Here is a 14,321-nt window from a genome sequence, read left to right as displayed (position 1 = left end):
GACGCGTCGAACAGCCGCCCGGTTCTCCCCGCACCGGTTCGACGGGGGCCGCTGCGCGGTACAACAGAAGCATGGCTAGACAGACGATCGCCGTGATCTACGTGCTCGCGATGGTGGCCCTCGTGGTCGGTGTGGACTTCCTGTTCTTCCGCAACCACTTCTGGCCGCGACTGCTGGTGAACATCGGCATCGTCCTGGTGTTCGCGGCGTTCTACCTGCGGTTCCTCAAGCGCTGACGGAAGCCCTCAGCCCAGCGGGCTCAGCCGCCACTTCTGGCTGTCGCTGTCGTCGTGCTCCCACTGGTGCACCGGGGCGCCGTCGTCCGTCCGCCCGTCCTGGACGTCGAGGTACTTGTCGCTGCCGACGCACTGGAGCCGGTAGACGCCGCCCCCGGCCTCGGTCACCCGCCAGCGCTGGGCGGCGGTGCCGTTCCCGGTCCACTGCTGGACCCGGGCGCCGTTGTGCCGGCTGGCGCCGGTCACGTCCAGCACCTTGCCGCTGAAGACGCTGGTCAGCGTGTACAGCCCGTAGCCGACGGGGGTGAGCGTCCAGCGCTGGTTGGGGCCGCCGTGCCCGGTCCACTGCAGCACCGAGCCGTCGCTGAGCACGTCCAGGGCCTTGCCGCTGTACACGTTGACGAGCGTGTAGGTGCCGGCTTCCGGCAGGAGCCGGGCGGTCTCCGGGCCCGGCTCCCGCACCTCCACCGAGGACACGGCGTCGTTCATGTCGCCGACCTCCTCGTTGCTGTAGACGTACGGGCGGACGGTCCGCTGGTCGACGACCAGCCGTTCGGCGCGCCCGGGCAGGACGTCGATCCGGCGGCCGCCGTAGCCGGCGTCGTCGTAGAGGGAGATGGTGCGGCCGGTGCGGTTCACGTACGAGGAGGCCCGGCCGTCGAAGCCGACCTCCCCGAGGTTCCCGGCGGAGGCGTCGCCGATCAGGATGTCCGCGGGGCCCTTCCGGTTGAACTCCACGTCGTCGTACAGCGCCCAGTGGCCCGGCGGGCACGCGTCCACGCCCTGGCCCCGGATGATCCGCACCGTCATGTCCGTCCCCGTCCCCAGCTCGTTCGGGCGCCCCGCCGACCGGTCGGGGCGCACCGATGCTAGGCGGACCGGGGCTGTGCCGCCGTGTACCTGACACGCAACTGGCCGGAACGGCACGGGAGTTGGCCGGGGCTCTTCGCACACCTAGGGAGCGCGGTGGTACCGGACGGAAGGACGTTCGTCGACCTCCACTACTGGACGATCAGGTACCGCTGCTCGCTCCCCCCGCTCTCGCAGGCGCCGGTGCTGATCGGCCCGCCCGTGCAGTCCCCCGGCCCGGTGGTGAAGACCGTCCAGATGTACACCCCGGGAGTCTTCGGCGTGTACGTCAGGCTCAGCCCGGACTGCCAGGGCCGGTGGTCCCAGTCGTTGGCGCCCGGCGCCAGGATGTTCACCGTGGAGTTGCTGCCGGCCGTCGCCCAGCTGAAGTCCACCGGCTGTCCGGCCTTGACCACCTGCTGGTCCGCCGGGAGGACCAGCAGCGGGGCGGAGGGCGCGGCCTTGACCGGGTTGGTGCCCCGGTTCTGGTCCGTCTGGACGTTCAGGTAGCGGGAGATGCTCCAGCCGCTGCCGATGCTGCCGTTGGAGGTGTTGGCGGCGACCACGGCCCACTGGTAGACCCCGGCCTCGGTGGGCTTGAAGGTGCAGTCGCCGGAGGTGAGCCAGCCGGAGCCCTGCCAGGGCTGGTCGCCGCGCTTGGTGAAGACCTTGGTCACCGCGCCGGTCTTGTCCCAGCTGAGCACCAGCGACTTGCCCAGGGTCAGGCCGTCCCGGTCGGCCGGGGTGACCAGGCCGGGCGGGTGCGGGGTGTCGGCCGGGACCGACGGGGGCGGGCCCTGGTTCGGGGCCGGACTGGCGCTGCCGGCCGCGGCGCCGCCGAAGCCGCCGGCGGTCCCGCCGGTCACGCAGTCCGGCGGGCTGCCGTCGTCCTTGGCGACCACGAAGCCGCCGTTGTCCAGGCCGGGGCCGCCCTTGTCCCGGGTCAGGTAGAGCGGCACCGTCACCCCGGCCGCGACCAGCGCCAGCGCGCTCGGCACCAGCACCCACAGCCGGCGGCGCGTCCGGCGGCGCCGGGCCCCGGCCTCCTCGGTCCGCGCCCAGCCGTCGACCCCGTACGGGTCCCCGCCCAGCATGGTCGGCACCCGGGTCGGCGGCACCGACGGCGGCGCCGGGACGGGCGGCCCGAAGGAGCCGGTGACCGGGCCCACCTGCGGCTCCAGCAGCGGCACTTCGGGCACCGCGGGCCGCACCCGCAGCGGCTCCGGCAGCCAGGAGCCGGTCGGTCCGTCGTACCCGGGCGGCCCGAGCCGCTCCAGCAGCCGGGCGGGCGTGGGCCGGTCCTCCGGGCGGCGGGCCAGGCAGGCGGCGACCAGCGGGCGCAACGCCTCGGGCACGCCGCCGAGGTCCGGTTCGGTGTGCATGATCCGGTAGAGCAGCACCTGCGGGTTGCCGCCGCCGTACGGGTCGCCGCCGGCCGCGTGGCAGAGCACCCGGCCGAGGCTGAACACGTCGCAGGCCGGGGTCAGCGGCTCGCCCGCGATCTGCTCGGGGGCCATGTAGCCGGGGGTGCCGATGACGGTCTGGGTGCGGGTGATCGAGGCGCCATCCAGGGCGCGGGCGATGCCGAAGTCGATGACCCGCGGCCCGTCGTCGCCGAGCAGCACGTTGGAGGGCTTGAGGTCCCGGTGGACCAGCCCGACCGCGTGGATCGCCGCCAGCGCCTCGGCCAGCCCGGCGCCGAGCACCCGCAGCACCGGTTCGGGCAGCGGGCCGTGCTCGGCGACGGCCGCCTCCAGGGACGGGCCGGGGATGTAGGCGGTGACCAGCCAGGGCGGGTCGCCGTCCGGGTCGGCGTCGACCACCTGGGCGGTGTGGAAGCCGCCGACCCGCCGGGCGGCCTCCAGCTCCAGGGTGAAGCGGCGCCGGAAGAGCGGGTCGGTGGCGAGGTCCCAGTGCACGCACTTGACCGCGACCAGCCGCCCGCCGGGCGAGCGCCCCAGGTACACGATCCCCATCCCACCGCTGCCGAGCCGCGCCAGCAGCCGGTAGCGGCCACCGATCGTCGTCGGATCGGTGGGTCTCAACGCCTCCACAGCCACCCCCGGCGTGATGCAACGTCAATTGCCGTTCCCCCGAACGGAATCATCTCAGTTGCGGGCACGCCGGAACAGTTCATCGGAGCAAAAGATCGCCCGGGCCGCCCGGCGCCCCCGACGCAGCTCAGTGCGGGATCGAGTCAGTGCGGGATCGAGGTGATCAGCTCCTGCGCCCCCTGCCGCTTGAGCGCCAGGGCGACGGAGGTGCCGAGGTCCTCCGGGCTGAGCGCGCCCGCCCACTCGTGGGCGTCCAGCACCCGCTTGCCGTCCGGGGTGAAGACCCGGCCGCGCAGCGAGAGCCGGCCGTCCGCCTCGGCGGCGGCGAAGCCGGCGATCGGGCTGTTGCAGTGGCCCTGCAGCACGTGCAGGAACATCCGCTCGGCGGCCGCCTCGCGCCAGGTGTCGTGGTGGCCGAGCCCGCCGACGGCCTCGACGGTCGCCGCGTCGTCCTCCCGGCACTGCAGCACCAGGATGCCGGCGCCGATCGGCGGGCACATCGCCTCGATGCCGAGCACCTCGGTGATCCGCTCCGGCAGGCCGATCCGCTCCAGGCCGGAGACGGCGAGCAGCAGGGCGTCGACCACCCCGGCGTCCAGCTTGGCGAGCCGGCTGTTGGCGTTGCCGCGGATCGGCACGCACTCCAGGTGCGGGTGGGAGGAGGCGAGTTGGGCGATGCGGCGGACGGAGGAGGTGCCGATCCGGCTGCCGGGCGGGAGTTCGGCCAGGGTCAGCCCGCCGGGGTGGACCAGCGCGTCGCGGATGTCGTCCCGGCGCAGGTACGCGGCGAAGACGGTGCCGGCGGGCAGCGGGCGGTCGGCGGGCACGTCCTTGAGGCAGTGCACGGCGACGTCGGCCTCCCCGGCGAGCAGCGCGGCGTCGACCTCCTTGGTGAACGCGCCCTTGCCGCCGAGCGCGGCGAGGTCCCCGGTCCAGCGGTCGCCCGAGGTGGTGACCGGCACCACCTCGGTGCGCAGTCCCGGGTGCAGTACGGCGAGTTCGGCGCGGACCCGGTCGACCTGGGCGAGTGCCATGGGCGAGGAACGGGACACGATGCGGATCAGCTGAGCGGTGGCCATGGCGCGATGATAGGGGTCCTGACGGTCAGGACCGCCGCTCGGTCACGTACTCGGCGTAACGCCGCGTCGCCGTCGCCTCCTGGACGTCCCCCAGCACCGATCCGACCGCGCCGAGCGCCGTGCCGGCCGCCACCAGCAGGCTCGCGCCGCCGAAGCGGTAGCCGTCGGCCGCGCCGACGGCGGCCAGGGCGAGCGTGGGCAGCACGGCGACCAGGCCGGTGCCGAGCACCTCGGCGACGGCGAGCCGTCCGCGCACGTAGGTCAGGTACGCGACGGTCGGGCGGCCGGGCCGGATCCCGGGGATGAACGCCCCCTCCCGCTCCATCACCCTGGCTTGCCCCGGTACCGAGTCCCCGGCCCGTACGGCCACCGCCGCGCCGAGCGCGGCGATCGCGAACAGCAGTACCAGGTAAGGCAGTCGGGGCGGCGTGAAGGGGGCGAGCAGCAGCGCGGCGGTCACCGCCGGGACGAAGCCGCGGTGGCTGAGCACCAGCGGCAGGTACGTCGGCTCGCGGCCCCCGGACCGCCGTACGCCGATCATCCGCCGGGCGTACTGGACCGGGACGTGCCGCCCGCCCCGGCGCCCGGCGATCACCAGCGCGGTGGTCGCCGCCAGCGCGAACAGTGCCGCCACCAACACCAGCGCGTAGCCGGCCGGGCCGGACTCCCGCTCCACGTCCCAGAGTTGGCCCGGCAGGACGGCGAGCACCTGGGCGAGCAGCAGCACCGCGAGGCCGTGGCCGAGCCCGTACCGGGTCATCCAGCGGGCCAGCGCCAGCACTGCCGGCGCGCCGAGCGCGGTGCAGCCGGTGATCGCCGCGACGGCGGGCACGCCGTGCCAGCGCAGCACGCCGTCCCCGGCGGCCGGACCCGGCAGCAACCGGCCGGTGTCGGCGACGAGTCCGAGCGCCAGGCCGCCGAGCAGGCCGAGGACGAGGGTGGTCCAGGCTTCGAGCCGGCGCAGGACGGCGCGGCCGGCCTCGCCTTCCTCGCGCAGCGCGGCGAGTCGGGGGCTCACCCGGGTGAGCCCCAGCAGCAGTGGGCGGGCCAGGAAGACCACCAGGGCGCCGAACGGCAGCAGCGCCAGCCGGTAGAGCCCGCCGCCGGTCACCAGGTCGACCAGACCGCGCAGTTGGTCGCCCGGCAGGGTGCGGTCGGCGACCCGGCGCAGCACGGCCGGGTCGACGCCGGGCTGCGGCAGGCTCTGCCCGAGCCGGAACAGCACCACGCCGCCCAGTGTCACAGCGGCCCGAACGGCCGGTCCGGAACGGTTGACGGACACCCGCCTCACCCCTTCTCCCCCGATGTCGGCGCGAGGTGGGACGCGACGGACGGCCGGGCGGTTCCCCGCCCGGCCGTTCCTCAAGTCCCCGCGGACACCGCCACGTTGCGCGGTTCCCCGCGGGCGACCGCCACGTTGCGCGGTCCCCCGCGGGCGACCGCCACGTTGCGCCGTCCCCCCGCGGGGGCTCACTCGTTGTGCAGCACCTCGGCGATCGGCAGCCGGGCCGCCGAGCGGGCCGGGACGAGCGCGCCGAGGACGGCGATGGCGACGCCCGCGAGGGCGAGGCCGGCCAGCAGCGGGGCGCCCCAGACGTCGATCATCGCGTCGGTGAAGTGGATGATCCGGACGTGCTCCACGATCACCCGGTGCACCAGGATCCCGATCGGGATGCCGATGATCCCGCTGGCCACGCCCTGCCAGGCCACCGAGGTGACCGTCATCGCGACGACCTGCCGGGGCGTCATCCCGATCGACTTCAGCATCCCGAGGTCGCGGCGGCGCTCCCGGATGGTGAGCAGCAGGGTGTTGAAGACGCCGAGCGCGGCGACCACCGACAGCAGGACGGTGAAGACGGTGCTGAAGGTCTTGATCGCGACGACCGGTCCCTCGGCGTTCGCCGTGACCACCGAGGTGGACAGGCTGGGGTCGGCGGCGTCGACCGCGTCCCGGTAGGCCTTGGCGTCGGCGCCGGCGGCGAGCCGGACGTCGTACTCGACCACGTGCGGGTCGGGGGTGAGCAGCGCGCGGGTGGCGTCGTTGGAGGCGATCGCGTTGGCGTTGCCCTGGACCTCCAGGCCGACCAGGGTGACGGTGGTCTGCCGGCCGTCCAGCAGCAGGGTGACCTTGTCGCCGAGCTTGAGGCCGTGCTGGTCCAGGAAGGACGGGCCGGCCTCGATCTCGTTCAGCCCGGTCGCCGGCCGGCCCTCGACCACGTTCAGCCGCCGGTGGTCGACCATGGCGTCGCCGCCGTAGAAGTTGGCGAAGACCAGTTGGGGCTGGCCCACCAGGCCGACCCGGACCAGGCCGCGGACGGAGACCTGGTCGGCGCCGGGGGTGGCGTGCAGCATCGCCGTGGTCTGCTCCGGGGTCAGCCGGGGCGCGACCTTGTTCTCGGAGAAGGCGCTGGTCTGCACGTCGATGTGGGTGTAGCGGTCGGGCGCGGTCATCGACCGGGCCAGGGTGCCGCTGACGCCGGTGGTCACGGTCACGGTGACCACGCCGAGCACGATCGCGGCCATGGTCAGCGCGGTGCGGGCCGGGCGGGCGAAGGGCTGGCCGAGGCCGAGGCTGACGGCGCGCGGCAGCCGGGTGCCGCTCAGCCACCGCTGGACCCTCAGGCCGCGCCCGGTGCGCGGGGCGCTGCCGGCCGAGATCGCCTCGGCGGCGGAGAGCCGGCGGGCCCGGGAGGCGGGGACCAGCGCGGCGAGGGCGACCAGCAGCGGCACGCCGAGCAGGGTGGCGACCGGCAGCCAGCCGGCCGGTTCGATCACGGCGGTGCCGGTGGCGATCCCGGAGAAGGCGGTCTCCAGGATCGGGTACGCGGCCGCCCAGCCGGCCGCCGTGCCGAGCACGGTGCCGACCACGGCGGGCACCGAGACCATGGTCAGGTAGACGGTGACCACCTGGCGCGGGGTGAAGCCGATCGACTTCAGCACCCCGATGTGCCGGTAGCCGGAGACCACCGCGCCGCTCACCACGTTGCCGATGATCAGCGCGGCGACGATCAGACCGAGCACGCCGAAGACCGTCATCAGCGGCAGGTAGGCGTCGGCGCCGGCCGAGAAGGCCTGCTTGAGCACCAGGTAGGACTGGCCGTTGGCGACGGCGTCCTTCGGCAGGCCCTCGGTGGCCTCGGCCAGCGAGTCGGCCAGCTGTTGGGCGGTGCCCGCGTCGGTGAAGCGGTAGAGCATCTGCCGCCCGGTGGGGTGCAGGGCGGCGGCCTGCTCGGGGGTCACCCAGCCGCCGGAGGACTGGCTCATGTCGGTCGCGAAGCCGACGATGGTGAGCTTCAGTCCGGTGCTGGTGGTGAGGGGCGTGCCGAGGTACTTCGCCGACCCGCCGCCGGGGGTGTCGATGACCACCTCGCCGGGCGCGGTGGCCCACCGGCCGGACAGCACCTCCACCCGGTCCACCGGGGCGGCCGCCGGGTCGGGGCGGCCGACCAGGGTCAGCGGGCCCGGCGCGTGGCCGACCCAGTCCTGGGGGATGGTCACCACGGCCTGGTCGAAGGGCCCGGCGGCCGCCTCGACGCCCGGCCGGTGGGCGGTGGCGGCCAGTTGCTCCGCCGAGCCCTTGGCCGGGTCGAAGACGGCGCTGACGTGGGCGCCGCGCTCGGCCTCGAAGGCGGCGTCGAAGGGGGCCCGGGCGGCGCTGATCACCGCGAGGGCGAGCAGCACGGTCGCGGTGGAGCAGAACACCACCAGGCCGATCACCACGGTCTGCACCCGGCGGCGCTTCACGGCCGCCCGGGAGGCCCGCCACACGGCGCCGGTCATGACTGCGGCTCCAGCATCCGCTCGCGCGCCACCTTGCCGTCCGCGACCTCGACCAGCCGGCTGGCGCAGCGGGTGGCCAGGGCGGGGTCGTGGGTGACGATCAGCAGGGTCTGCCCGATCTGGTTGAGGTCGATCAGCAGGTCCATCACCTGCTCGCCCGAGCGGCTGTCCAGCGCGCCGGTCGGCTCGTCGGCGAGCAGCAGCGCCGGGCGGTTCATCAGGGCGCGGGCCACCGCGACCCGCTGGCGCTCGCCGCCGCTGAGGGTGGCCGGGTAGACGTCCTTGCGGTGGGCGACGCCGAGTTCGTCCAGCAGTTCCAGGGCCCGGCGGCGGGCCTGGCGGGCGCCGGTGCCGGTGAGTTGGGCGGCCAGGGCGACGTTGTCCAGCGCCGGGAGGTCGTCGATCAGGTTGAAGAACTGGAAGATCATGCCGATGTGGCGGCGCCGGAACAGCGCCAGCCCGTGCTCGTTCAGCCCGCCCAGGTCCTGGCCCTGCACCCGGACGGTGCCGGCGGTGGGCCGGTCCAGCCCGGCCACCATGTTCAGCAGGGTGGACTTGCCGCACCCCGAGGGGCCCATCACGGCGACCGCCTCACCCGCGCGGATCCGCAGGTCGAGGCCGTCCAGCGCCTTGGCGTCACCGAACTCCTTGTGCACCCCGGACAGCTCGACGACGTACGGCGCGTCGTCGGGGCGGGTGGTCCCGTCGTGGTCGTTGCTCATGGTCGACGACGGTAGGCGCGGCCGGCCGGGCGTCACGTCCCACCCCGGGTGTAACCGCAGGTGGCCGTAGTACCGGGGATGTACGGCGGCGGCACCCCCGGATGATGTGGATCAAGCACCGGCCTGGGAGGCTGGCGCCATGGGGGGAAGCGGAACGGACTGGATCGTGCTCGCGGTGGCGGGCGCGGCCTGCGCGGGCGCCGGCTGGCTGGGCGTCGCGCTGGTGCGGGCGCGCCGGCTGTACCGGCAGGCCATCGGCGAGCGCGGCTGGCTGCTGGAGCGCGAGCGGGAGAGCGCCGCGAGCGCCGCCGTGGACGCCGAACGGGCGCGGATCGCCGCCGAGTTGCACGACATCGTGAGCCACAACGTGAGCCTGATGGTGGTGCAGGCCGGGGCCGCCCGCGAGGTGCTGGCCACCATGCCGGCGGAGGCGGCGGCCGCGATGGGCGCGGTCGAGGCGGCCGGCCGGGACACCATGACCGAGCTGCGGCACCTGCTGGGGCTGCTCGCCCCGGCGGCGGACGGCAGCGAGGAGCCGGCCGCGGCGGACTTCACGCCGCAGCCGAGCCTGAGCCGGCTGAGCCCGCTGATCGACCGGTTCTCCTTCGCCGGGCTGCCGGTGGAGGTGCGGATCTCCGGCGAGCCGCGGCCGCTGCCCGGCGGCATCGACGTGACGGCGTACCGGATCGTCCAGGAGGCGCTGACCAATGCGCTCAAGCACGGGGACGGGGTGACGGCGGAGGTGACGGTGCGGTACGCGGACCACTACCTGCGGGTGGAGGTGCTCAACTCCGGCCCCAGCGTGCTCTCCGGGGCGCCCGCCAAGCCGCGCCGCACCGACGGCGCCGGGCGCGGGCTGCTCGGCCTGCGCGAGCGGGTCGCGGTGTACGGCGGGGACCTGGACGCCCGGCGCCGGCTCGGCGGCGGCTTCCGGGTGCGCGCCCGCATCCCGCTGGACCGGCCGTGACGGGGGAGACCGTGGAACAGCATGAGGAGCGCCGCCCCCGGGTGGTGATCGCCGACGACCAGGAACTGGTCCGCACCGGCTTCCGGATGATCCTCACCGCACGCGGCATCGACGTGGTCGCCGAGGCCGGCGACGGCGCCGCGGCGGTGGCCGCCGTGCTGCGGCACCGGCCCGACGTGGCCCTGCTGGACATCCGGATGCCCACCATGGACGGCCTGGAGGCGGCCCGCCGGATCCTGGCGCAGGCGCCCGACTGCCGGGTGATCATGCTGACCACCTTCGACCTGGACCACTACGTCTACGCGGCGCTGTCGGCCGGGGCCAGCGGCTTCCTGCTCAAGGACGTCACCTCGGCCCATCTCGCCGCCGCCGTACGGCTGGTGGACACCGGTGACGCGCTGCTCGCCCCGTCGATCACCCGCCGCCTGGTGGAGCGCTTCGCGGCCGACGCCCCGCGCCCCGCCGCCCGCCCCGCCGACGCCCCGCGGCTGCACCGCGACCTGGCGCCGCTCACCCCGCGTGAGGCGGAGGTGCTCGGACTGCTGGGACGCGGGCTCTCCAACACCGAGTTGGCGGTCGAACTGACCCTCAGCGAATCGACGGTGAAGACCCATGTGGCCCGGATCTTCGCCAAGTTGAACCTGCGCGACCGGGCCCAGGCGGTGGTGCTCGCCTACGAGACCGGACTGGTCGCACCGGGCGCGAACGACTGATCGTCAACTCGCCCACCAGGACGACTAATTCGCATGACAATCATCCATCTCACTCATTAGAGGGAAGAGTTCATCGGATTCACATCTTTGCCATTTCATGGGGGAACATCTGCATGTCCGCGCCCGAACTCCCCGCACACCGCGCACCGTTCGGGCGGCTCCGCACCCTCATGACACCCGCATGCCGAAGACCCTGGATTGGACGGGCCCGTGACCGCCACCACCCCCGTGTGGGACTGCCCCTTCCACCACACCGACGGCCTGGAGTTCGACCCCCTCCTCAAGCGGCTGCTCACCGAGGCCCCGATCGCCCGGATCCGGCTGCCGCACGGCGAGGGCGAGGCCTGGCTCGCCACCCGCTACGAGGACGTCAAACTGGTCACCACCGACCGCCGGTTCAGCCGCGCCGCCGGCATCGGACGGGACCTCCCCCGGATGACGCCCGCCGCGATCGCCCAGGCCGAGTCGATCAACCTGATGGACCCGCCCGAGCACAACCGGCTGCGCCGCCTGGTCGCCCAGGGCTTCACCAACCGCCAGGTCGAGCGGATGCGCGCCCGCACCCAGGCCGTCGTGGACGGCTACCTCGACGAGATGGAGGAGCACGGCGCCCCGGCCGACCTGGCGCACTTCCTCTCCGCCCGGCTCCCGCTGCACACCATCAGCGACCTGCTGGAGATCCCCGAGCCGGACCGCGACCGACTGCGCGGCTGGGCCGTCGCGATGATGCGGATGGGCCCGGGCAGCCGGGACGGCCAGGAGGAGGCCAAGGCCGGCCTGCGCGGCTACTTCACCGCGCTCACCGCCGAACGCCGGGCCGACCCCGGCGAGGACCTGATCAGCGCGCTCGCCACCGCCCGCGACGGCGAGGACCTGCTGAACGCCGACGAACTCGCCGTCATGGCGATGGTCCTGCTGGTCACCGGCCACGACACCAGCACCTACCAGCTCAGCAACATCACCTACACCCTGCTCACCCACCCCGAGCAGCTCGGCGAACTCCGCGCCCGGCCGGACGCCCTGCCGAACGCCCTGGAGGAGCTGCTGCGCTTCATCCCGTTCCGCCAGGGCGTGGGCATCGCCCGGGTCGCCACCGAGGACGTCGAGCTGGGCGGCGTGCTGATCCGGGCCGGCGAGGCCGTGCACGTCTCCTACCTGACCGCCAACCGGGACGCCTCGGTCTACGAGCGCCCCGACGAGCTGGACCTCGACCGCACCGCCGGGCCCGTCAACATGACCTTCGGCCACGGCCAGCACCGCTGCCTCGGCTCGCACCTCGCCCTGATGGAGCTCCAGGTCGCCATCGGCACCCTGCTGCGGCGCTTCCCCCGGCTGCGGCTGGCCGTCGACCCGGCCGAGCTCGACTGGGACTCCGGTTCGATCTGGCGCTTCCCGCGCACCCTGCCGGTCGCCTGGTAGCCCCCTCCCCCACCCCGTCAAGCCCGACCCTGGGGAGACCCATCACCATGGCCGTACTCTGCCGTCCCGCCATCGCCGTCCCCGAGCACGTCATCACCCTCGACGAGACCCTCGACCTGGCCCGCACCCTGCACGCCGACCACCCCCAACTCGCCCTGGCCCTGCGGCTGATCGAGAACACCGGGGTGCGCACCCGGCACCTGGTCCAGCCGATCGAGCAGACCCTCACCCACCCCGGTCTCACCGTCCGCAACCAGGTGTACGAGCGGGAGGCCAAGCGCCGCGTCCCCGAGGTGGTCGAACGCGCCCTCGGCCACGCCGAGCTGGTCGCCCAGGACATCGACCTGATCATCTACGTGTCCTGCACCGGCTTCATGATGCCGTCGATGACCGCCTGGCTGATCAACACCCTGGGCTTCCGCTCCGACACCCGCCAGGTGCCGATCGCCCAGCTCGGCTGCGCGGCCGGCGGCGCCGCCGTCAACCGCGCGCACGACTTCTGCCGCGCCTACCCGGGCGCCAACGTGCTCATCGTCGCCTGCGAGTTCTGCTCGCTCTGCTACCAGCCGAGCGACCTCGGCGTCGGCTCGCTGCTCTCCAACGGCCTGTTCGGGGACGCCGTCGCCGCCGTGGTGATGCGCGGCCAGGGCGGCACCGGGGTGCACGTCGAACGCAACGGCTCGCACCTCGTCCCGGACACCGAGAACTGGATCTCGTACGGGGTCAAGGACACCGGCTTCCACTTCCAGCTGGACAAGCGGGTGCCCGGCACCATGGAGATGCTCGCCCCCGCACTGCGCACCCTGGCCGGACAGCACGGCTGGGACGTCTCCGGACTGGGCTTCTACATCGTGCACGCCGGCGGCCCGCGGATCCTGGACGACCTGTGCCACTTCCTCAACCTGCCGCCGGAGACGTTCCGCTACAGCCGGGCCACCCTGACCGAGCGGGGCAACATCGCCAGCGCCGTCGTCTTCGACGCCCTGGCCCGGCTGTTCGCCGACGGCGGGGTGGGCGAGGGCACCACCGGCCTGATCGCCGGCTTCGGGCCGGGCATCACCGCCGAGATCTCGCTGGGCAGTTGGGTCGACGCCCCGACCGGAGCGGCGCGCCGACGCCCGCGCGCCATCTCCACCTCCGACATCGCCCTCGTCCACCAAGGCGTCCCTCGCCGTTTCCCGGCCGGCACTACGATCACGGAATGACAGACACCACGGACCGCACCGACACCGACGCCTCCGGCAGAGCCGCCGAACTCGCCGCCCTCTTCCCGGCGTTGCACGCGCCGCAGTACTGGGCCTGGGGCCGCTACGACGCGCAGTTCTCCACCGAGCTGCCGCCGGACGAGCTGGTCACCAACATCCACCTGGTCGGGTTCACGGACGACGCGGTGGTGCTCTGCCGGGACGACCGGAACCACTGGTTCCTGCCCGGCGGCACCCGGGAGCGGGACGAGTCGGTCGCCGACTGCCTGGCGCGCGAGCTGCGCGAGGAGGCCGGCGCCCGGCTGGTCGGCGAGGCGGCCTGGCTGGGTGCGCACCGGTGCCACACCGAGGACGCGGTGCCGTACCGGCCGTGGCAGCCGCACCCGGACAAGGCCTGGCTCTGGGGCTGGGGCGAGGTCGAGCTGGACTCGACGCCGACCAATCCGGTGGACGGCGAGCAGGTGGTGGAGGTCCGGGCCGTCCCGGTCGCGGAGGCGCAGCGGCTGCTGCTCGCCGGGCACGACGCCTGGTGGGGCGAGCTGATCGGGCTGGCCGTGGAGCTGCGGCGGCGGGCCGGGCGGGGCTGAGGTCGCCCCGACCTCCGGGTATTCCCACTGAGGCGAAAGATCACTGGAATAGCCGAACAGCGGAGCGCGATGTCCGTTTTGCGGTGATATGACTCATTCCATGGACACCAACGCCTTGGCCGCTTCGCTGGCAGTGGACTACCCGATGCTCAACATCTTCTGGACGATGTTGGAGCTGTTCCTGTGGATCCTCTGGTTCTTCCTGCTGTTCAAGATCATCACGGACATCTTCCGCAGCCACGACCTGAGCGGGTGGGGCAAGGCCGGCTGGCTGGTCCTGGTGATCATCCTGCCGCTGATCGGCATCCTGGCGTACCTGATCGCCCGTGGCCAGGGCATGGGGAAACGGGACGTCGAACAGGCCCAGAAAGCCGACGCGGCGGTCCGCGCCTACATCCGGGACGCCGCCGGGAACGCGCCGGGGGACGGCGGTGGCAGCGGCAGCCACGTCGAGGACCTGGCGAAGCTGGCGGACCTCAAGGAGCGGGGCGTCATCTCCGACGAGGAGTACCAGAAGGCCAAGGACAAACTCCTGGCCTGACCTGCACAGCGGCCGGGGGGGGGGGGGGCCGGGGCCCCCCCCCCCCCCCCCCCCCCCCCCCCCCCCCCCCCCCCCGCCCCCCCGGGGCCCCCCGCCCCCCCCCCCCCCCCCCCGCCCCCCCCCCGCACGCGGCCCGAGCGAGGGGGGCCCCCCCCCCGGTGCTCCCCGA

At 73.9% G+C, this 14,321-nt stretch carries 13 protein-coding genes; 7 read left to right on the top strand and 6 right to left on the bottom strand.

Going from position 1 to position 14,321, the window contains the following annotated elements; genetic code table 11:
- The first annotated feature begins 71 nt into the window (after positions 1 to 71).
- On the top strand, positions 72 to 236 hold the full coding sequence (locus ACIP4P_RS38125; RefSeq protein ID WP_350514609.1) for a hypothetical protein: 165 nt from the start codon (positions 72 to 74) through the stop codon (positions 234 to 236).
- 9 nt (positions 237 to 245) lie between these two features.
- Here the strand turns inward: ACIP4P_RS38125 and ACIP4P_RS38120 are convergent, their stop codons facing one another.
- The 6 genes from ACIP4P_RS38120 to ACIP4P_RS38095 form a co-directional block, all read right to left on the bottom strand.
- Complete coding sequence (locus ACIP4P_RS38120) at positions 246 to 1,046, bottom strand: RICIN domain-containing protein (RefSeq protein WP_400926969.1); 801 nt, start codon at positions 1,044 to 1,046, stop codon at positions 246 to 248.
- Between the two features lie 191 nt (positions 1,047 to 1,237).
- Complete coding sequence (locus ACIP4P_RS38115) at positions 1,238 to 3,130, bottom strand: serine/threonine protein kinase (protein WP_400926966.1); 1,893 nt, start codon at positions 3,128 to 3,130, stop codon at positions 1,238 to 1,240.
- Between the two features lie 152 nt (positions 3,131 to 3,282).
- Positions 3,283 to 4,218, bottom strand: coding sequence for a hydroxymethylbilane synthase (gene hemC / locus ACIP4P_RS38110; RefSeq protein WP_400926963.1), 936 nt, complete (start codon positions 4,216 to 4,218; stop codon positions 3,283 to 3,285).
- A 25-nt stretch (positions 4,219 to 4,243) separates the two neighbouring features.
- Complete coding sequence (locus ACIP4P_RS38105) at positions 4,244 to 5,500, bottom strand: hypothetical protein (protein WP_400926960.1); 1,257 nt, start codon at positions 5,498 to 5,500, stop codon at positions 4,244 to 4,246.
- Between the two features lie 188 nt (positions 5,501 to 5,688).
- A complete protein-coding gene (locus tag ACIP4P_RS38100) occupies positions 5,689 to 7,998 on the bottom strand; it encodes an ABC transporter permease (protein WP_400926957.1) in 2,310 nt (769 codons plus the stop codon).
- A complete protein-coding gene (locus ACIP4P_RS38095; protein ID WP_400926954.1) occupies positions 7,995 to 8,720 on the bottom strand; it encodes an ABC transporter ATP-binding protein in 726 nt (241 codons plus the stop codon). Before ACIP4P_RS38095 ends, ACIP4P_RS38100 begins: the two co-directional genes overlap by 4 nt.
- A 139-nt stretch (positions 8,721 to 8,859) precedes the next feature.
- On the opposite strand from ACIP4P_RS38095, the gene ACIP4P_RS38090 reads away from it, so the two are divergent.
- The 6 genes from ACIP4P_RS38090 (at position 8,860) to ACIP4P_RS38065 (ending at position 14,152) form a co-directional block, all read left to right on the top strand.
- Positions 8,860 to 9,687 carry a sensor histidine kinase gene (locus tag ACIP4P_RS38090; protein ID WP_400926951.1) on the top strand — a complete coding sequence of 276 codons (828 nt, stop codon included), beginning with the start codon at positions 8,860 to 8,862 and terminating at the stop codon, positions 9,685 to 9,687.
- Between the two features lie 11 nt (positions 9,688 to 9,698).
- The gene (locus tag ACIP4P_RS38085; RefSeq protein WP_400926948.1) at positions 9,699 to 10,400 is read left to right on the top strand and encodes a response regulator; all 702 of its coding nucleotides are present in this window, start codon (positions 9,699 to 9,701) and stop codon (positions 10,398 to 10,400) included.
- Positions 10,401 to 10,610: 210 nt separating this feature from the next.
- Positions 10,611 to 11,819: a cytochrome P450 gene (locus tag ACIP4P_RS38080; RefSeq protein ID WP_400926945.1), complete on the top strand. Its 1,209-nt coding sequence runs from the start codon at positions 10,611 to 10,613 to the stop codon at positions 11,817 to 11,819.
- 47 nt (positions 11,820 to 11,866) lie between these two features.
- Positions 11,867 to 13,024, top strand: coding sequence for a type III polyketide synthase (locus ACIP4P_RS38075; RefSeq protein ID WP_400926942.1), 1,158 nt, complete (start codon positions 11,867 to 11,869; stop codon positions 13,022 to 13,024).
- Positions 13,021 to 13,611 (top strand): NUDIX domain-containing protein, encoded by a 591-nt coding sequence (locus tag ACIP4P_RS38070; RefSeq protein ID WP_400926939.1) that lies wholly within the window; start codon positions 13,021 to 13,023, stop codon positions 13,609 to 13,611. Before ACIP4P_RS38075 ends, ACIP4P_RS38070 begins: the two co-directional genes overlap by 4 nt.
- A 100-nt stretch (positions 13,612 to 13,711) precedes the next feature.
- Positions 13,712 to 14,152, top strand: a complete 441-nt coding sequence (locus ACIP4P_RS38065) for an SHOCT domain-containing protein (protein WP_400926936.1) — start codon at positions 13,712 to 13,714, stop codon at positions 14,150 to 14,152.
- Positions 14,153 to 14,321 lie beyond the last annotated feature (169 nt).

Source organism: Kitasatospora sp. NPDC089509 (genome assembly GCF_044749365.1).
In the GTDB taxonomy this organism is placed as follows: domain Bacteria; phylum Actinomycetota; class Actinomycetes; order Streptomycetales; family Streptomycetaceae; genus Kitasatospora.
This window is presented reverse-complemented; position numbering and strand designations above follow the sequence as displayed.